The sequence below is a fragment of the Shewanella sp. Isolate7 genome (assembly GCF_022398425.1).
Classification (GTDB): Bacteria; Pseudomonadota; Gammaproteobacteria; order Enterobacterales; family Shewanellaceae; genus Shewanella.
The window spans coordinates 1-18,174 of sequence record NZ_JAKEVJ010000079.1 but is presented as its reverse complement, the minus strand read 5'-3'; the positions used below and the strand labels follow the sequence as shown (position 1 = coordinate 18,174).

17 protein-coding genes are annotated in these 18,174 nt (G+C 52.5%); all 17 read right to left on the bottom strand.

The window, feature by feature from the left end; all coding sequences use genetic code 11:
* Positions 1-114, bottom strand: a 114-nt coding sequence (locus L1D47_RS16865; protein WP_239886139.1) for a transposase, incomplete at its 3' end; no start/stop codon positions are given.
* A 151-nt stretch (positions 115-265) separates the two neighbouring features.
* The gene (locus tag L1D47_RS16860; RefSeq protein ID WP_239886137.1) at positions 266-2,752 is read right to left on the bottom strand and encodes a prolyl oligopeptidase family serine peptidase; all 2,487 of its coding nucleotides are present in this window, start codon (positions 2,750-2,752) and stop codon (positions 266-268) included.
* Between the two features lie 229 nt (positions 2,753-2,981).
* Positions 2,982-3,557: an aminodeoxychorismate/anthranilate synthase component II gene (locus L1D47_RS16855; protein WP_239886136.1), complete on the bottom strand. Its 576-nt coding sequence runs from the start codon at positions 3,555-3,557 to the stop codon at positions 2,982-2,984.
* A 277-nt stretch (positions 3,558-3,834) separates the two neighbouring features.
* Entirely contained in the window at positions 3,835-4,293 is a 459-nt protein-coding gene (locus tag L1D47_RS16850; RefSeq protein ID WP_041508376.1) for a ClpXP protease specificity-enhancing factor, read from the bottom strand.
* A gap of 1 nt (position 4,294) precedes the next feature.
* Positions 4,295-4,924: a stringent starvation protein SspA gene (gene sspA, locus L1D47_RS16845; protein ID WP_041508375.1), complete on the bottom strand. Its 630-nt coding sequence runs from the start codon at positions 4,922-4,924 to the stop codon at positions 4,295-4,297.
* A 109-nt stretch (positions 4,925-5,033) separates the two neighbouring features.
* The gene (locus L1D47_RS16840) at positions 5,034-5,735 is read right to left on the bottom strand and encodes a cytochrome c1 (protein ID WP_041508374.1); all 702 of its coding nucleotides are present in this window, start codon (positions 5,733-5,735) and stop codon (positions 5,034-5,036) included.
* Positions 5,735-6,949: a cytochrome bc complex cytochrome b subunit gene (locus tag L1D47_RS16835; protein ID WP_041508373.1), complete on the bottom strand. Its 1,215-nt coding sequence runs from the start codon at positions 6,947-6,949 to the stop codon at positions 5,735-5,737. The genes L1D47_RS16840 and L1D47_RS16835 overlap by 1 nt, the downstream gene beginning before the upstream one ends.
* Positions 6,949-7,539 carry a ubiquinol-cytochrome c reductase iron-sulfur subunit gene (gene petA / locus L1D47_RS16830; RefSeq protein WP_041508372.1) on the bottom strand — a complete coding sequence of 197 codons (591 nt, stop codon included), beginning with the start codon at positions 7,537-7,539 and terminating at the stop codon, positions 6,949-6,951. Before petA ends, L1D47_RS16835 begins: the two co-directional genes overlap by 1 nt.
* A gap of 334 nt (positions 7,540-7,873) precedes the next feature.
* The gene (hflC, locus tag L1D47_RS16825; protein WP_239886135.1) at positions 7,874-8,752 is read right to left on the bottom strand and encodes a protease modulator HflC; all 879 of its coding nucleotides are present in this window, start codon (positions 8,750-8,752) and stop codon (positions 7,874-7,876) included.
* A gap of 2 nt (positions 8,753-8,754) precedes the next feature.
* Complete coding sequence (gene hflK / locus L1D47_RS16820) at positions 8,755-9,897, bottom strand: FtsH protease activity modulator HflK (RefSeq protein ID WP_239886134.1); 1,143 nt, start codon at positions 9,895-9,897, stop codon at positions 8,755-8,757.
* A 43-nt stretch (positions 9,898-9,940) separates the two neighbouring features.
* Entirely contained in the window at positions 9,941-11,239 is a 1,299-nt protein-coding gene (hflX, locus tag L1D47_RS16815; RefSeq protein WP_041508369.1) for a ribosome rescue GTPase HflX, read from the bottom strand.
* 20 nt (positions 11,240-11,259) lie between these two features.
* Positions 11,260-11,538 (bottom strand): RNA chaperone Hfq, encoded by a 279-nt coding sequence (gene hfq / locus L1D47_RS16810; RefSeq protein WP_041508368.1) that lies wholly within the window; start codon positions 11,536-11,538, stop codon positions 11,260-11,262.
* A 92-nt stretch (positions 11,539-11,630) separates the two neighbouring features.
* Positions 11,631-12,557 (bottom strand): tRNA (adenosine(37)-N6)-dimethylallyltransferase MiaA, encoded by a 927-nt coding sequence (miaA, locus tag L1D47_RS16805; RefSeq protein WP_239886138.1) that lies wholly within the window; start codon positions 12,555-12,557, stop codon positions 11,631-11,633.
* The gene (gene mutL, locus L1D47_RS16800; RefSeq protein ID WP_239886133.1) at positions 12,550-14,442 is read right to left on the bottom strand and encodes a DNA mismatch repair endonuclease MutL; all 1,893 of its coding nucleotides are present in this window, start codon (positions 14,440-14,442) and stop codon (positions 12,550-12,552) included. The genes miaA and mutL overlap by 8 nt, the downstream gene beginning before the upstream one ends.
* A 9-nt stretch (positions 14,443-14,451) precedes the next feature.
* On the bottom strand, positions 14,452-15,771 hold the full coding sequence (locus L1D47_RS16795; protein ID WP_041508365.1) for an N-acetylmuramoyl-L-alanine amidase: 1,320 nt from the start codon (positions 15,769-15,771) through the stop codon (positions 14,452-14,454).
* A 2-nt stretch (positions 15,772-15,773) separates the two neighbouring features.
* The gene (gene tsaE / locus L1D47_RS16790; protein ID WP_239886132.1) at positions 15,774-16,235 is read right to left on the bottom strand and encodes a tRNA (adenosine(37)-N6)-threonylcarbamoyltransferase complex ATPase subunit type 1 TsaE; all 462 of its coding nucleotides are present in this window, start codon (positions 16,233-16,235) and stop codon (positions 15,774-15,776) included.
* A gap of 102 nt (positions 16,236-16,337) precedes the next feature.
* A complete protein-coding gene (locus tag L1D47_RS16785) occupies positions 16,338-17,816 on the bottom strand; it encodes an NAD(P)H-hydrate dehydratase (protein WP_239886131.1) in 1,479 nt (492 codons plus the stop codon).
* Between the last annotated feature and the right edge of the window lie 358 nt (positions 17,817-18,174).

Sequence of the window (18,174 nt, the reverse complement as noted above, 5' to 3'; positions counted from 1 at the left end):
ATGAACCTCTTTCCCCACGTTCCCTTTTAGGATCCTATATCTATACTTTGGAGTCCAAACTATGTGATATTGGCACCTGTAGAAAACATGCGACGCTGACTCGTATCTGCTCATGCTATTTACCTCTCTTTATTTGCTGGTTACAAACAAAGTCAGTATTTAGCATGAGCAACCTTCAGGCATAGCCTAAATCGGACGTTCACCACCTCCATAGGAGGTGGTTTTAGAATGACAATAAAAAGGGCCTCTATTGAGGCCCTTGTCGTTATTTCAGCTCTTGCTCGAACAACTTGAAGATACGGCGGTATTCATCAAGCCAGCTCGACGGCTGACGGAAACCGTGAGGCTCGACCGGATAGATGGCGGTCTCGAACATCGGCTTCTCCAGCTCAATCAGGCGCTGCACCAGACGTACGCTGTCCTGGAAGAAGACATTATCGTCCAGCACGCCACTCATCACCAACAGCGGCTTCTGCAGCCCCTGAGCGTGTTCGATAGGCGAGCTACGCTCATAGGCGATGGCGTCCACATCTGGCGTGTTGAGTATGTTAGAGGTATAAGGCGCGTTGTAGTGAGCCCAGTCGCTCACAGGACGTAGCGCGGCGCCGGCCTGGAACAGCTCTGGCTCAGTAAATAGCGCCATGAAGGTGAGGAAGCCACCATAAGAACCGCCATAGGTGCCCACACGCTTAAGATCCACATGAGTATTAGCTACCATCCAGCTGACGCCATCCTTCAGATCTTCCACTTCTGGATGACCCATGTTGCGATAGATCGCCGTGCGCCAATCGCGACCATAACCTTTAGAACCACGATAGTCCATGTCCATCACAACATAGCCCTTTTGAGTCAACAGGTTGTGGAACATAAATTCGCGGAAGTAACCTGAGAAACCATAGTGGGCATTCTGCAGATAGCCGGCACCATGGTTAAAGATCACCGCTGGGTACTTATCGCTGCGCGTCTTATCGAAGCCCTGTGGCAGATAAACCCTGGCATAGACATCACCAGCACCGTGGCTAGACGGTACTCTAACCACCTCAGGAGCCTGCCAAGGATATTGCTTGAAGGCATCAGAGGTGTAGTGGGTCAGCTGCTTGAGTTCACCGCCTATCGCCTGCACGTAGAGTTCGCTCGGCTGAGTACGACGAGAGGCCTTGAGCAGCAGCTTACTACCGTCTGGGCTCAGGCTGTAATCCAGCTGGCCATCCCACAGGGTGAGCTGCTCGCTCTGACCGTCGGCGATTTTGACACGATAGACGTTGTCGATGCCCGGATGGTCTTTGTTGGCCTTGTAGTAGATGTACTCGGCCTTAGGGCCTAGGGTGATGTCGCTGACTACATACTTACCCTGAGTCAGGGCCTGTGGCTTGGCGCCGTTGGCCTTGAGGTAGAGGTGCGAATAACCTGTCTCTTCCGAGAGGTAATAGAGGGTATCGCTCTCTGGCAACCAGCCAAACTGGTTAAAGTTGTAGTTCACCCAGGCATCATCGTGCAGTCTATGCTGGGTCTTGAGTGAACCCGATTTGAGGTTAAGGGTCGCGATCCATCTGTCCTTATTGTCGACCGCTTCGAGCATGATGGCGACCTTGTTGTCCTTAGCCTGCCACTGCATGGCGCTCTGGGTCCAGCCCCAGTCCTGCATCAGCTGCACCTTACGCGGCGCCTTCTCACTCTTATAGGTCTCGCCCTTGGCCTTGGCATTTTCAGCCTTCACCGAGGCCAGAACGTCTTCATCGAACCCAGTGAGCCCTTCGATGGTAATGTCACGTTTCTCATGTTGTTCTAGATCCAGCAGCACCAGACGTTCGCCGGGAAATTTATCTTCGGCGACACGCGCTCTAGCCGGTACGGCATCCACATAACCCTGGCTGCCCAGGTAATTAGGCATGATGTCATGCTCGGCGCGCCAGCTGTAATTCTTGTCCACCAATGACAGCAGCAGATAGCGACCGTCCGGTGACAGGCTCATCTGGGAAACCGTTTCCTCGTCACCCAGATACCAGGTCTTGGCCGTCATGGTAGGATCTTGCTTGGCCAGCTCCGCCTGATATTGCTCTTTCTCTTTCGCCTGAGTCTGCTTGAGGGCAACATATTCAATCAGTCTATGCTGCTGCTTGGCGATATAGCTGCTAGGCGCCTCGACCCCTTTGGGCTGCTTGGCCATCTTGATGTTAGCGATCTGTTCATACAGTCCTGTGTCACCATGAATGCGAAATATCTGCTCGCCCTGCCAGTAGGCGATATCGCCATTGGTGAGGAAACGCACCCCGTCCACCTTAGTGTTTTGACGGGTCAATTGAGACACCTTGCCACTGAGTAGATCTTTAACGAACAAGTTGCCTTGATAAATATAAGCCTTGCGGCTGCGAGTCAGGTCCATCACACCATACTGTTGATCCGCCTGATACAGGGCATCCAGCGCTAACTTGGCGGCCTCACCCGAAGCAAGTGGCTGTTGGTAATAGTCGAGCAGCGGTGATTGATGCGCCTGGCGCGCAAAGTAGACCGACTGGCTGTCGTCGCTCCAATATTCGCCCTTAGCCAAGATACCCATCCAATCGGGGTTAGCCATAATCTGCTTGAGTGTCAGGGCCTGATCGACACTTGGCGGCGTCGCTAACGCCACCTGAGTGCTTGCCTGAATGTTCGCCTGAGTCTGTTGAGTATCGGTTGAAGGGGTGGCTGCACAGCCCCCCAAGATGGTGAGGGTCAAAATGCTGAGACCAAATCCACGAAACGCGCCCGTCATCGTCCTTCCTTATGATTTATATCGTCAGGGCAAAGCCCCAACCTTGCTATTTTGCTGCCTTTTATATCACAAAATGGCTGAGGGACGGGGATAAGGTCGGGATAAAACTTGTAACAGTTTGAAAAAGAATAGACCTAATGGTTAACCATTGTCGCTGGCATCATCAGGCTAAGACTCTGGTTTAGCGGCTTGATTAGAACAAAATTTGTGCTCAAAAGGTCAACAGGCCCTAGATGGTCTGCTTAACGAAGTTTGCCAGCAGCTCAAGTCCCTGCTCGGTCAGGATAGATTCTGGGTGAAACTGCACGCCGAACAGGCCTAATTCGGGTCGACTCATGGCCATGATCTCGCGGCCGTGGACGGGGTCGTCGAACCAGGCATCCAGAATAAAGTCATCGGGCAGCTGCTCAACCAAGAGTGAGTGATAACGGGTAACGGTTAAGGGCTGATTCAGCCCGGTAAACAGGCCTACGCCTGTGTGAGCGATGGCACTTGTCTTGCCGTGCATCACTCGCTTGGCCCGCACCACCTCGGCGCCGAAGACCTGAGCGATCGCCTGATGGCCGAGACAGACCCCCAATATGGGCAGTTTACCGGCAAAGGCCTCTATCGCCGCCAGCGAGATACCCGCCTCGTTGGGTGAGCATGGGCCGGGGGAGATCACCAGTCTGCTTGGTGCAAGCGCCTTAATCTCCTCGAGGCTCAGTTCATCATTGCGCCTGACGACAATCTCCTCCCCCAGCTGCTGAAAATACTGCACCAGGTTGAAGGTAAAGGAGTCATAATTGTCGATCATCAGGATCATGGATAAATTGCTCGTATGAATTGGGTGTGAGTTACGCCACATTTTCTGGCGCAGATGCTAACACAGAGTCCAGACAGGATCATCCATTCTACTGACGCCTGGCGCATACCACGCTAGACTCGCTGCCTCATTTCCTGCCCCGGCCTCTTCCCTACTCATACCATAGGCATAGCTTAGGCATAACTCAGGTGTAGTACTTTTACAGGCACAAAAAAACCAGCCTAAGCTGGTTTTTTATGTCGTTATGTCGCCTATGCGTCTAATGCAGAATAGCCGCTTACTTCACCAGGGTGAGATGACCACGGCGTTTCGGCTTTTCCTGCTCGGCGGAAGGCTCGGCAGCAACAGGCTCTTCGCTCTTAGTCTCATCGACTACGGAGAGCCCCAAGTCGCTGGCGTCGGCCTCTAGCTGATAGGCTTCTTCCTGATCGAACACGGTTCCTGCGCCATTTTCTCTGGCGTAGATGGCGACGATCGAGGCCATAGGCAGTACCACTTGCTGCGGCACACCACCGAAGCGGGCATTAAACTCGATGAAATCATGACCTATCTGCAAATTACCCACGGCGCTGGCGGTAATATTAAGCACTATCTGTCCATCTTTCACATACTGCTGCGGTACTTGAGTACCGGGCACGTAAGCATCGACCACCACATGGGGGGTCAGCTCGTTATCCATGAGCCAGTCGTAATAGGCCTGTAACAGGTAAGGACGGTTAGGGGTCATAGGTTTCATCTTAGATACCCATGCGCATTTCGCGCTCTGCCTCGGTCAAAGATGCCTTGAATGATTCACGATCGAATAGACGTGTCATATAGGCTTTAACTTCCTTGGCGGTACGGCTGTCCAGCTCGATGCCCAGTACAGGTAGACGCCACAACAGTGGGCCCAGGTAGCAGTCGGCCAGGCCAAACTCTTCGGCCATGAAGTATGGCATCTCGTTGAAGATAGGTGCGATAGCGGTCAGGCTTTCCTGCAGCTCTTTACGCGCCTCATCGGCACGGTCACCCTTGCGGATACGATCCACCAGGCTGTACCAATCGTTTTCGATACGGTGCATCATCAGACGAGTCTGACCGCGAGAAACCGGGTAGACAGGCATCAGCGGAGGATGCGGGAAACGCTCATCTAAGTATTCCATGATGATGCGTGAGTTATAAAGCACCAACTCACGGTCAACTAAAGTTGGCACTGTGTTGTATGGGTTTAGCTCAATAAGATCTTCAGGCATATCACTAGGATCCACCTGCAGAACATCGACAGTCACTCCCTTTTCCGCCAAGACGATACGGACTTGATGGCTATAGAGATCGTCGGCGCCTGAAAACAGGGTCATGATTGAGCGTTTATTGGCAGCAACAGCCATTGATACCCTCCAAGATTTAAAATATGAAAGCTAAAAAAGCAAAAACAAACGAGGGGCAGAGCCCCCCGTTTATAATATGCGGATAATATATTCTAACCTCTAACGGGGGTTAGTGTACATCTTTCCAGTACTCTTTCTTCAAGAGGTAGGCCACAATAAAGAAAATAAACAGGAAGCCCATTACCCACCAACCTAAGCTTTCACGCTCAAGTTTGACCGGCTCGCCTGAGTAAACCAGGAAGCCTGTGATGTCACGAACGACTTGATCATATTCTTCGGCAGTCAGCTTTCCGCCAGTAGCCACTAAGCTACCGTCTTCTTGCTTAACCTGCAGACCTTGCAGCTCTTGCAGTACGTGCGGCATAGCCACTGAAGGGAAGACTGTGTTGTTTACACCAAATGGACGAGTCTCATCTTGGTAGAAACTCTTCAGGTAGGTGTAGATCCAGTCTTCGCCACGTACACGTGCAACCAGCGTCAGATCCGGTGGCGCAGCACCGAACCACTTAGCCGCGTCGACTTCAGGAATGGCATTTTCCATCAGGTCGCCCACCTTGGCATCGGCATTGAACATATACTTGTTACGCATATCGTCCACTGAAATACCTAGGTCTTCGGCAACACGGTTATAACGCTGATACTGAGTGCTGTGACAGCCTGAGCAGTAGTGCTGGAAGCTGTCCAGACCACGTTGCAGCGACTCTTTGTCATTCAGGTCGACGTTAGCACTTTCTAGATGAACATGGGCACCACCTGCAGCAAACGCAAGAGATGGTACTAATGTAACTAATGCAATCAGTAATTTTTTCATTAGTGGGTCAACCTCTCTGGTACAGGCTTAGTTTTCTCATTCTTACTGTATAGCCACAGTGCTAAGAAGAAACCGAAGTATGTCAGAGTGAAGATACGCGCAGCAATTGTCAGCGTTGGCGTCGCAGGTACGGCACCCAGGTAGCCTAAGATAACGAAAGATACGGCAAACTGACCAATATTCAGCTTATGAATCATGCTACGGTAGCGGATTGACTTCACCTTACAACGATCTAACCAAGGTAGAACGAAGAGTACGGCAATCGCTAGACCCATACCCACAACCCCTAACAGCTTGTCAGGAATCGCACGTAGGATGGCGTAGAAAGGTGTGAAGTACCAAACTGGTGCAATATGCTCAGGAGTCTTCATCGGGTTAGCCGCTTCGAAGTTAGGCTTCTCGAGGAAATATCCACCGCCTTCAGGCATGAAGAACAACACGTAGCAGAAGACGATCAGGAAGCCAGCGACGCCCATGATATCTTTCACTGTGTAGTATGGGTGGAATGGGATACCATCTTTCGGCCAGCCATTCTCATCTTTGTTCTTCTTGATCTCGATACCGTCTGGGTTGTTAGAACCCACTTCGTGCAGGGCGATAAGGTGTAGGAACACCAGTACCACAAGCACCAATGGCAGCGCGATAACGTGCAGCGCGAAGAAGCGGTTCAGTGTCGCACCAGAAACAACGAAGTCACCACGAATCCATAGTGTCAGGTCGTCACCGATAACAGGGATAGCACCAAACAGAGAGATAATTACCTGTGCGCCCCAGTAAGACATCTGTCCCCAAGGAAGCAGGTAACCCATGAAAGCTTCTGCCATCAGTACGAGGAAGATCAACATACCGAACAGCCACAGCAGTTCACGCGGCTTCTGGTAAGAACCGTAGAGCAGGCCACGGAACATGTGCAGATAAACCACCACGAAGAAGGCCGATGCACCGGTTGAGTGCATGTAACGAAGTAGCCAGCCGTACTCAACATCACGCATGATGTATTCGACAGAGGCGAAGGCACCTTCTGCGGTTGGTACATAGTTCATGGTCAACCAGATACCGGTCAGCAGCTGGTTTACCAGTACTAGCATGGCCAGAGAGCCAAAGAAGTACCAGAAGTTGAAGTTGGTTGGCGTCGCATATTGACCTACATGACGGTTGTAGGTAGCCGTCATAGGGATGCGCGCATCAATCCAATCGATAATATTTTTAACCATTACGCAGCCCCCTGGTCGACACCGATAATCACGTTGCCGTCATCAATGTACTGATGAGGTGGAACAACTAGGTTCAACGGCGCTGGAACCCCCTGGAATACGCGACCAGCCATATCAAACTTAGAACCATGACATGGACAGAAGAAACCAGAAGCGACGCCTTCAACCTGTTCACCGAATGTATCAGGCAGATACGTTGGAGAACAACCTAAGTGCGTACACAGACCAACGGCAATAAAGTACTCAGGCTTGATTGAGCGAACGGCGTTCTGCGCATAGGCAGGTTGTTGCTCTTCGTTAGACGCTGGATCGCGCAACTGATCATCGTGAGTAGCAAGACCTTTTAAGATCTCTTCGGTACGGCGGACAACCCATACAGGCTTTCCACGCCATTCAACACGGATCAGCTGACCCGGCTCTAACTTACTAATATTTACTTCTACCGGTGCACCTGCAGCTTTCGCTTTGGCACTCGGATTCCATGACTTTATAAAAGGAACCGCTACAGCGACGGCACCAGCACCACCCACTACGGCGGTTGCTGCGGTCAGGAATCTGCGACGTCCGGTATCGACTGGCGCATTGCTCATCCACTTATCTCCAGAGAGTGTTGGAATTTTTGTTTTAAAAACTTTTGAAATTGGGGTTTTACCCCAAAGCGCAAAAGTCAAATTTGAGGCGGGGCCCATTATAGCCAAAAATTAGAAGCAGATCATAGTAAAACAAAGCACAAAGTTAACTATGTTAGGAAATTGGGCATTCCAGAAGAAAATGTGCAGCAAGTGCGGGATGAAACGAGGGAGATTTTAGCCAATAAAATGGTAAACGAGAATAACAATCAAAGCTAAATTAGCAACTTGCGACAATTAGCAATAAAAAAGCCCGAACTCGTCGGGCTTTAATCTTAATAATCCTCAATGAGAACTATTTAGCATCAGAACTCTTCATGTACTTGAAGAAATCGCCTTCCGGCTCGAGCACCATGACATTAGAGCCATTGGCGAAGCTCGCCTGATAAGCCTCTAGGCTACGCAGGAAAGAGAAAAACTCTGGGTCTTTCTTATAAGCATCGGCGTAGATCTTAGCGGCGATGGCATCACCCTCACCACGTACCTGTAGCGCCTTACGCTCGGCTTCGGCGATCTGAATGGTCACGCTGGCATCCGTCTTGGCGCGAATGATTTCAGACTGCTCCTTACCTTGAGCGCGATGCTCCTTAGCCACAGCGGTACGCTCGGCGCGCATACGCTGGTAGATGCTTGAGCTCACGTTGGCCGGCAGGTTGATCTGCTTAACACGCACGTCAACAACTTCTATACCCAGATCCTGCGCGCTGTCAGAAGCGTTTCTCAGCGCATCTTGCTGCAGCTCGTCACGGCTACCCGAAACGATATCCTTGATGGTACGGCGACCAAACTCGGTACGCAGATCGTTGTTGATCTTGCGTTGGAGTAGCGATTCGGCCTGGACCTTGTTACCACCGTTGGTCGCAAGATAGTACTTCTCGTGATCCTTGATGCGCCACTTCACATAAGAGTCGACCATAAGGTCTTTCTTCTCTGAGGTAACGAAACGGTCCGCCGCGCCATCCATTGTCTGGATGCGAGAATCGAGATACTTGATCTTATCGATCACCGGCAACTTGATATGCAGACCCGGCTTATAGATGCGCGTCACGCCCTCATCTTTGATGATCTTACCAAAGCGCGACACGATAGCGCGTTCACCCTCATTGACCACCATCAGGGACGATAGACCCATAGCGACTAAGATGGCCGCAATAATAACAGATAATCTACCCATGATTAGTTTCTCCCCTGGCGAGTGCGGTCGCTACGAGAAGGCCTTCCATCTAACGGCATGCCAACACTATTTACTATGCTGTTCACTGAGTCATTGACCGTGTCCACCTCGACAGGCTTGCTCGTCTTAGTCTGTGGACGCTGCTCCATTAACTTGTCCAGCGGCAGATACATCATGTTGTTGCCTGCCTTCGAATCCACCAGCACCTTGTTGGTACCCGATAAGACTTTAGACATGGCATCGATGTAGAGACGATTGCGGGTCACTTCCGGCGCCGCCTTATATTCAGGCAAGAGCTTCTCGAAGCGAGCTACCTTACCGCGCGCCTCTAAGATCTCACGCTCTTTATAAGCGTTCGCCTGCTGCTCCATACGCTGCACCGTACCACGGGCCTTAGGCTCGATTTCGCGAGAGTAGGCTTCGGCTTCACGGATGAAACGCTGCTGATCTTCCTGTGCGGCAATGGCGTCATCGAAGGCGTCTTTCACCTCTTCCGGCGGACGGGCCGGCAGGAAGTTCACGTCGCGGATCTCGATGCCCAGATTGTAGGGCTTGATGATACGCTCAACCTCTTCCCAGGTATCGCGACGGATCTGATCACGTCCCGTGGTCAGGATATCGTCCATCCTGTTGTGGCCCACCACATAACGCAGGGCGCTATCCGTTGCCTCACGCAGGCTCGAATTAGCATCGACCGCGCTGAACAGGTAACGATAAGGATCGACCACAATATACTGTACATCCAGCTCCACCAGCACGACGTTCTCGTCGGCGGTCAGCATGCTGCCCGAGGCTGGAATTGAGCGAACGTTGCTCACGTTCACCGGGAAGACTTCATCGATAAAGGTCGCCTTCCACTGTAGGCCAGGCTCTACTTCGCCAATATATTTACCAAAGCGAAGCGCCACACCCTTCTCGGCTTCTTTCACCGTATAGAAACCTGATAGTCCCCATACGACAACGGCGATGCCTAATACAATGATAAAACCTAATGCGCTGAATCCGCCGCCAGCGCCATTTCCTTTACCCCCAAAACGCTTCGAAATATTCTTAAATACTTCGTCGAGATCTGGCGGCCCCTTGTCATTGCCGTTCTTGTTTCCCCAAGGGTCTTGACCCTTGTTACCGGGCTCGTTCCAAGCCATTTAGCACTCCATAGGTGTATGAAATAAACGAGATTACTAAAAACTACTCTATTGCTGCGGTTTCAACAATAAAGGTTTCCAACTCCCCTTGGCTCTGCTTGGCTAATCGGTGCCAATCGGCCTCCAATAAGCGCACAGATAAGATACAGTTCCCCAGATCGTCATACTCTTTCTGCTGTATCACATCCAGTCGATAAAACTGACCAAGATAATGTCCGGCCGTCGCCGGAATACGCAAGGTAAGCTCTAATACAGCCCGCCCAACCAACTGGTTGATGGCCTTCTCGAGCAAGTCCAAGCCTAGTCGCTGCTGGGCCGAAACCCACACACGCGTTGGGACCCCATCGCTGTCATAGTCGATCTTAGGGCCCACCTCTTCCAAGAGATCTATCTTGTTACAGACGATCAACTGTGGAATCTCTTCGGCGCCAATCTCTTTGAGTACCAACTGTACCTGCTCAAAATTGTCGCCCATGTTTTCATCAGCACTGTCGACCACATGTAGCAGAAGATCCGCTTCGCGGGTTTCCTGCAGGGTAGCCTTAAACGCCGCCACGAGATCATGGGGAAGATGTCTGATGAAACCGACCGTGTCGGCCAAAATGACCGAGCCGTCTTGTAAGTCTAACTTACGCAGGGTCGGATCGAGTGTCGCAAACAGCTGGTCGGCGGCATAAACCTCGGAAACGGTCAAGGCGTTAAATAGGGTCGACTTACCGGCGTTGGTGTAGCCCACCAAGGACACGGTCGCGAGTTCGCTTCGCTGCCTCGCCCGGCGACTCTGTTCACGCTGCTTATCGACCTTTTCCAGTCGCTTGTTGATGGTCTTGATACGACCACGCAACAGACGTCTGTCGGTTTCCAGCTGGGTTTCACCCGGTCCCCGCAGGCCGATACCACCTTTTTGCCTTTCAAGGTGCGTCCAACCACGAATCAGGCGTGTCGACATGTGGCGCAATTGCGCTAGCTCCACCTGCAACTTACCCTCATAGGTCCTGGCGCGCTGAGCAAAAATATCCAAAATCAGCGTCGTACGGTCTAAGACCCGACACTGACAGATCAGCTCAAGATTACGCTCTTGTGCAGGACTCAAGGCGTGGTTAAAAATCACCACATTCGCGTCGGTGGCTGCCACCATGGCCGCCAACTCTTCCGCTTTACCTGTACCAACAAAATACTTTCTATCTGGAGAACGACGACTTCCCGTGATCACGCCAACGGTTTCAGCGCCTGCCGACTCGACCAGTAAACGAAGTTCGGTAATATCTTCCCTACTGTCTTCATCTGAAAAGTCGATATGGACAAGTACTGCAGCTTCTCCCGCCTCATAGCGTTCAAACAAAAAGCGAACTCCTCAGGAAATTACTCAGCGCTATCGTCATGTTGTGCATTGTAACCCGCCGCCTGGTTAGGCGTGTTGTGATGGTTGCTCACGTTAAATGGACGTGCAGGCACCACGGTAGAGATAGCGTGCTTGTATACCATCTGGCTGACAGTGTTCTTCAATAAAATAACAAACTGATCGAATGACTCAACTTGTCCCTGAAGCTTGATACCGTTAACTAGGTAGATAGATACCGGAACGCGTTCACGTCGTAATGCGTTCAAAAATGGGTCTTGTAAAGATTGCCCCTTTGCCATTATGTAATTTCCTTTTTATTAAAATTAATTAAAACCTAATACAGCATCAATTTCTGGTTTGGTTTTAGTATTATATAGAGTGAATGAATTAGCTAGCGACAATGTTCTAATAGTCGCGCCAGATTAGCTTCATCCCCACTCTCCAGCCAATTTAGATCTGTCCATCCTCGCAACCATGTTAATTGACGCTTGGCCAATTGCCTAGTCGCAACTATGGATTTTTCGACCATAGTATCATAGTCATATTCCCCATCGAGATACTGCCACACCTGGCGATATCCGACACATCTCATCGAAGGTAGGTCTAGATGCAGATCCGCTCGGGCCTTAAGCTGCTGCACCTCTTCGACGAAACCTTGATTTAACATCAATTTGAATCTTTCTGCTATAGCAAGGTGTAGCACTTTGCGATCTTTCGGTGCTATGCCAAATTGCGCCACCTTATAGGGCAAGGCATCGGCCTTCACCTGGGTCAACTCGGTCAAGCTTTTACCGCTAATGCGGTATACCTCCAATGCCCGCGACAGACGCTGGGGATCATTAGGGTGGATTCGCTCTGCCGATACTGGGTCCACACGGCGCAGCTCGTCATGCAACGCCTGCCAGCCCTTGGTTTCGACCTCGCTGGCTATCTCGGCCCGGATGGCCTCATCCGCCGATGGCAATGGCGACAGGCCTTCGAGTAGCGCCTTGAAATAAAGCATGGTGCCGCCCACGAGTAGAGGCGTCTTGCCCGCCGCTAAGATCGCCTCGATGTTGGCGATGGCGTCGCTACGAAAATCCGCCGCGGAGTAACTCTCGCTGGGATCGCGAATATCGATCAAACGGTGCGGCGCGCGGCTTAGCTCTTCCTGGGTCGGTTTAGCACTGCCGATGTCCATACCGCGATAGATGAGCGCAGAGTCGACCGAGATGATCTCGCAGTTGTGCTGCTCGGCCAATGCCATCGCGAGCGCTGTCTTACCGGACGCCGTCGGCCCCATCAGGGTGATAATTGTCGGCTGACTCTCGCTATTCACTCGTTTGCTCACCTAACCATTCTTGCCAAGGCATCACCTTGGCCATAGATAAAATTTCTTGCTGCTGCGACTCGGGCAGTCCCATGAGTTCGCCCCAGAGTCGACTCGCCGAGCTAAACTGTTCGCTCGCTTGATTCACCAGCCAATTGACCAGCGCATCGTTTGTCGGTTCTTCGAAGCGTATCCATTGGAGAAACTCGGGGATCACGCTCGCCAGCTGACTCTGCCTTAGATATGGGGGCACTTTTTTAATTATCAACTGGCCGAGGCGAATAGTTAGCTCTAATCCCAATTTTCTCACCAAAAGGTCTCTCTCGGCCAAGGTCTGCTGCCAATCTTCATCGACCTTGACCGATACGGGCATCAGGAGCGGCTGGCCAATGAGACCGGCATCCAGCTTGGCCTGGATCTCCCGGCGCGTCACTTCACGCACAGCGGTCTGCAGGCTGAGCAAGGCAAGCTCGCTGCCCCGAACCAGCAGCCAATATTGTCCGTCGAGCAGCTGTGGCATGGGCGCAAGGTCACCTGCTTGTTGAACAGGCTGACTCGTCACACTTGGTGTGGTCATCAGCTGGGCATAACTGTCGACGGCCGCCTGACTGGGCAGCTCGGCGCTCGCATGGCTGCGTCCTCGCCCGGCAAACTGACTGCCACCATAAGCGCTCACCTGCGTCTCTCGCACCCGCTCACCGCCAGCTCCTACCCCAGCATTGAGTCCTGTATAGGCACGGCGTTCATCCCCTGACCATGCTTCGTCCTGCTCAGTCGTGTTAGCAGCATAGTTACTCTGCTCACCCCTATTAGACTCAGGTTGCAGCGGACGAATATAGGAGGCGGACGTCTCCTGCCCCACCACCTCTCTGTCCTGAGCCGCCTCTAAGGCCAACTCACTCGACTGACGCAGCGTCGATTCCAGCGCCTGCAAGATAAAGTCATGCACATAACGGCTCTCGTGGAAGCGCACCTCATGCTTAGCCGGATGCACGTTGACATCCACCTGATGGGGATCCAGTGTCAACATGAGCACGAAGGCAACCTGCTCTCCTTGCAGCTGCTGAGCAAATGCCTGACGCACCGCATGATTAACCAGGCGGTCACGCACCAAACGGCCGTTAACATAGAAATATTGGGTGTCGCCGACGGCCTGCTCGCCAAATGGCGATTGAATATAGCCGCTGAGGCTTAAGCCATTGTGGGTACAGTCGACCCTGAGCGCGTTGTCGGCAAAGGCCTTACCGCTGACCTGGGCCATACGCTGCAGATATTGCGCCTCTGTCTTGGCCGGGCGATAGTTGCGCACCTGCTTGCCGTTGTGCTTGAGGGTAAAATGAATGTCACGGCGCACCAAGGCGATTCGCTTGAGCCACTCATCGATATGGGTAAATTCTGTCTTGTCGCTCTTTAAGAAACGGCGTCTGGCCGGCGTATTGAAGAAGAGATCTGCCGCCTCCACCGTCGAGCCCACGGGATGCGCCGCCGGGATCACCCTGACCGCCATCTCGGAGCCCTCGGCATAGGCCTGCCAGGCCTCACTCTGCTGCTGCGTTCTCGAGGTCAGGGTCAGACGGGAGACAGAGCTAATACTGGCAAGCGCCTCACCACGAAAGCCGAAACTCAGGATGGCATCCAGATCATCTAACGAGGCCAGCTTAGAGGTGGCATGGCGAGACAGGGCCAGACTCAGCTCCTCCTTGGGAATACCCGAACCGTTGTCTGTGATCTTAATCAGCTTGCTGCCGCCCTTGTCTATCTCGATATCGACGCGGGTAGCACCCGCATCCAGGCTGTTTTCCACCAGCTCTTTGATAACGGAAGCAGGACGCTCTACCACCTCCCCGGCGGCAATCTGGTTAGCCAGTTGAGGAGGCAAAATTCGAATAGTCATCTTGGTTCCTTACGCCCGGGGAATGATCAGCTTCTGACCAATGTAGAGGGTGTTGGACTTAAGCTTGTTAGCCTTCTTGATGCTGGCGACTGATACCTGATAGCGATGGGCGATCACCGACAATGACTCGCCGGCCGTCACCTTATGCTTGATGCCACTCTTACTGGCCATCATGGTGTTAGCAGGGGGATTGTTCTCGAAATAGCGCACCACACCCTTGTGGACGGCATTGGCGATATTGTTCTGATGATCCCTCTGGGTCAGCAGGCGCTCCTCTTTGTGATTCGAGATAAAGCCCGTCTCCACTAGAATAGAGGGAATATCCGGCGACTTGAGTACGGCCAGGCTGGCTGCCTCCGGCTTATGCTTATGCAGGCGTGTCACCTTCCCTAGGTTAGCGAGCACGTCTCCGGCGATGTTATGGCTGATCGCCATGGATCTGTCCATCGACATATCCAGCAGGGTCATGGCCAGATACTGCTCGTTGTCCGCGTTCTGGATAATCTCACCGGCACCACCCAGCAGTTCAGAGTGCTTCTCTTTCTGCTCTAACCAGCGACCGATCTCACTGTTGGCGCGGCGCATCGACAGCACCCACACAGAGGCGCCCTGAGGCTTAGGCGAGGTAAAGGCGTCGGCGTGAATAGACACCAGCAGATCGGCCTTGCTGTTACGGGCGATCTCAGAGCGTTTATTCAGGTTGACGAAGTAGTCACCCGAGCGGGTCATAATGGCGCGCATGCCCGGCGTGGCATTGATCTTGGCCTCTACCTTCTTGGCGATCTGTAACGCGACCTTCTTCTCATAAATCCCCGAGGGGCCGATAGAGCCCGGATCATCGCCGCCATGTCCGGCGTCGATGGCAACAATAATGTCTCTCAGCTCCTGCTGGGGTTCAGCCTTTGCCGTTTTAGGGCTCTGGCTGCCGCCTTCAAGGTCCACCACCAGGCGATTGCCATAGGGGGCCGTGGGCGACAGGGCAAACAGGTTGGCCTTCGCGGGCTTGACCAGATCGATCACCAGCCTAAGAGTGCCCTTCTTGGGCGGTTTGCTGATGCGCACCCGCTTAACCAGCTTGCTGTTATTCTCAATCTTACTCAGATTGAGTCCTGTTGCCGTGGTCGTCAGATCGACCACCAAGCGATAGGGACTGGTGAGAGTAAAATGGGAATACTTTGGCGGCTCACGCAGGTCAAACACCACTCGTGTGGACTCTGGCGCCGCCCAGATACGTACGCCTTCCAGTTTATTTGCGCTGTAGGCAATGGAAGGAATACATAGCAAGACAATCAATAATAGGCGTTTTATTAGTGACTCAGTTCTTATCATTATTAATTATGTAAACTATCTAACAAAATCTCTCCGGCGCGCGAATGCGCCGTCAGCGTGACCTCTCGGCCTTGTTGGTGATATTGAATGTGTATCGCCAGATCGGCCTCGGGCAGGAGGCCGACGCCCTTATCGGGCCACTCGACAATACACAGGCTCGAGTCGGTAAAGTAGTCTCGAATCCCCATAAACTCGAGCTCTTCTGGATCACTTAATCTATATAGATCAAAATGATATACATCAATATCACCTAACTCATAAGGCTCAACCAGCGTATAGGTCGGGCTCTTCACCGCCCCCTGATGCCCCAGACTCTGAATCAGACCACGACTAAAGGTGGTTTTCCCCGCCCCCAATTCACCGCTCAGATAGAGGGTCAATGGCGGCTTAATCGCATTGGCTAGCCTTTGGCCTAAGCTAACGGTTTCTGCTTCATTTTCAAGATAAACTTTTACTGATGTCATCGTATCTATCGCTAATTAAGGACAATCCTTTTTTGAACCAGATACTTTAACCTAAACCGGCGTTTATCTAAACAAACATTAGCGCATTTTAATCTGCCCAGGCTAAATCCTATCGACCAGCGCGCGTATATGAGCAAACAGGTCACAGGCCAGCATGCCTCGCTCGCCATCTTTGGCCGCAAGATCCGCCGCGGCGCCATGAACCACCACCCCGGCACTGGCCGCATCCATCTTAGACATCCCCTGTGCCATCAGGGCCGCTATGATGCCGCCTAGTACATCACCGCTGCCGCCACTGGCGAGCCCAGGGTTACCCACGGGCGCCACGTGACACACCTTGCCGTCATAGATCAAAGTGCCGGCCCCTTTAAGTACCACGACGCCGCCATATTTTGCCTGCAGAGCATAGACGGCGGCAAAGCGATCCGCCTCCACCTCGGCGATACTGATACCCAAAAGACGAGCCGCCTCACCGCTGTGGGGAGTCAGCACCCAGTTACTCTGCCGTGATGGGTCAAGCGCCAGTAGATTGAGGGCATCGGCGTCCATCACACAGGGCTTGTCACTCAGACTCGTCGCCTTGAGCAAGTTATAGCCCCAGTCATGTTTGCCCAGTCCGGGCCCGATCAGTAAAATATCGGCCCAGCCCAGGCGCTGGTACACCTCCATATCCACCAGCTCACAGCCCCAGAACATAATTTCTGGTCTGCCCGAGTTAACCACGGTCAAATGCTCGGGCCTCGAGATCACCGCCACTAGGCCAGCCCCGGCCCGTAAGCAACTCTCGGCCGCTAATCGCGGCGCCCCGGCCATCCCATTGTCGCCACCGATAACGGTCACCTTGCCACAGGCGCCCTTGTGGCTGTTCTGCGCCCTGGCAGGCAATCCCAAGTCGGTTAGCTTGTAGGCAATGTTGAGCACCTTAGAATCCGGCAGATAGTCCTGCAACCCTATATCGGCAAACCAGAGGCGTCCGACACAGTCCCTCGCCTTACCCGTGATAAGCCCCTGTTTCGGCGCGCCGAAAGTCAGGGTCACATCGGCCTTAACCGCCAGCTGCCCGGCGCCGGTATCCACATCGATTCCAGAGGGTACGTCTAAGGATAAGATCCAGGGAGAATAAGCATTCAGCGCCTTAATCATCTCGGCAAAGGGGGCGCGAGGCTCTCCCTTTCCCCCTGTGCCCAGCAGGCCATCGACGACGACCTCGGCCTCCTTAAGTGCCTCTTCATAATCAGATAGCTGATGTCCGCCCGCCGCGAGAAAGGCCGCCTTTGCGTAGCTAATCCCCTCGCCTGGCTCGGGACGCTCCACGGCATAGAGGGCGACATCACAGCCAGATTCGAGCAGCAAGGTGGCACAGATATAGGCGTCGGCGCCGTTGTTGCCATAGCCCGCCAATACCAAAATTTTGTTGTTAAGCCTTTCTTCCCGCTGCAGTAGTTCGAAGGCCGACTGACCGGCGCTGTCGATCAACTGACATAAGTTAGCCTCACCGGACGCAATAAAGCGCGCTTCGGCATCACGAATCATCTGCGCCGTATATAAGGCCGATGGCAGCTGGCCGTCACTAAACAACATCTGGATTCTCCTTAACAAGACTCATCACCGGGGCGGGTTGCCCTATGCCTAAGCATATTCGATATTTGAGTTTTTAATCGCCAAGAGATTCCGTTAAAACGCCAGAGATTGGAGGAAGTTTGATCTGGCACAATAAATCCGCCAGCTCAGAGCCCCGAAGGCCAGCGAAGAGATAACAAAACATTTCATCGAACTGAGAAAAAATCACTTAGGCAGTCAGCCAAATTACTGAACTATTGAGGCTATAAAACTCTAAGTGGAGGTAGATAATTGAAGTTTTTACCCTGGTTGAAACACAAAAAAGCAATTAAAAATAGATAGCTATAACCTTAGACTTAAAATAAGCTGGGTGTGGGTG

Excerpts from the sequence above, each read along its gene's own strand:
- sspA (WP_041508375.1), bottom strand. The coding sequence starts at position 4,924 with ATGGCTGTTGCTGCCAATAAACGCTCAATCATGACCCTGTTTTCAGGC.
- hfq (WP_041508368.1), bottom strand. The coding sequence starts at position 11,538 with ATGGCAAAGGGGCAATCTTTACAAGACCCATTTTTGAACGCATTACGA.
- L1D47_RS16835 (WP_041508373.1), bottom strand. The coding sequence starts at position 6,949 with ATGGTTAAAAATATTATCGATTGGATTGATGCGCGCATCCCTATGACG.
- hflC (WP_239886135.1), bottom strand. The coding sequence starts at position 8,752 with ATGGGTAGATTATCTGTTATTATTGCGGCCATCTTAGTCGCTATGGGT.
- L1D47_RS16860 (WP_239886137.1), bottom strand. The coding sequence starts at position 2,752 with ATGACGGGCGCGTTTCGTGGATTTGGTCTCAGCATTTTGACCCTCACC.
- hflK (WP_239886134.1), bottom strand. The coding sequence starts at position 9,897 with ATGGCTTGGAACGAGCCCGGTAACAAGGGTCAAGACCCTTGGGGAAAC.
- L1D47_RS16785 (WP_239886131.1), bottom strand. The coding sequence starts at position 17,816 with ATGTTGTTTAGTGACGGCCAGCTGCCATCGGCCTTATATACGGCGCAG.
- L1D47_RS16795 (WP_041508365.1), bottom strand. The coding sequence starts at position 15,771 with ATGATAAGAACTGAGTCACTAATAAAACGCCTATTATTGATTGTCTTG.
- mutL (WP_239886133.1), bottom strand. The coding sequence starts at position 14,442 with ATGACTATTCGAATTTTGCCTCCTCAACTGGCTAACCAGATTGCCGCC.
- petA (WP_041508372.1), bottom strand. The coding sequence starts at position 7,539 with ATGAGCAATGCGCCAGTCGATACCGGACGTCGCAGATTCCTGACCGCA.
- L1D47_RS16840 (WP_041508374.1), bottom strand. The coding sequence starts at position 5,735 with ATGAAAAAATTACTGATTGCATTAGTTACATTAGTACCATCTCTTGCG.
- L1D47_RS16850 (WP_041508376.1), bottom strand. The coding sequence starts at position 4,293 with ATGAAACCTATGACCCCTAACCGTCCTTACCTGTTACAGGCCTATTAC.
- L1D47_RS16855 (WP_239886136.1), bottom strand. The coding sequence starts at position 3,557 with ATGATCCTGATGATCGACAATTATGACTCCTTTACCTTCAACCTGGTG.
- tsaE (WP_239886132.1), bottom strand. The coding sequence starts at position 16,235 with ATGACATCAGTAAAAGTTTATCTTGAAAATGAAGCAGAAACCGTTAGC.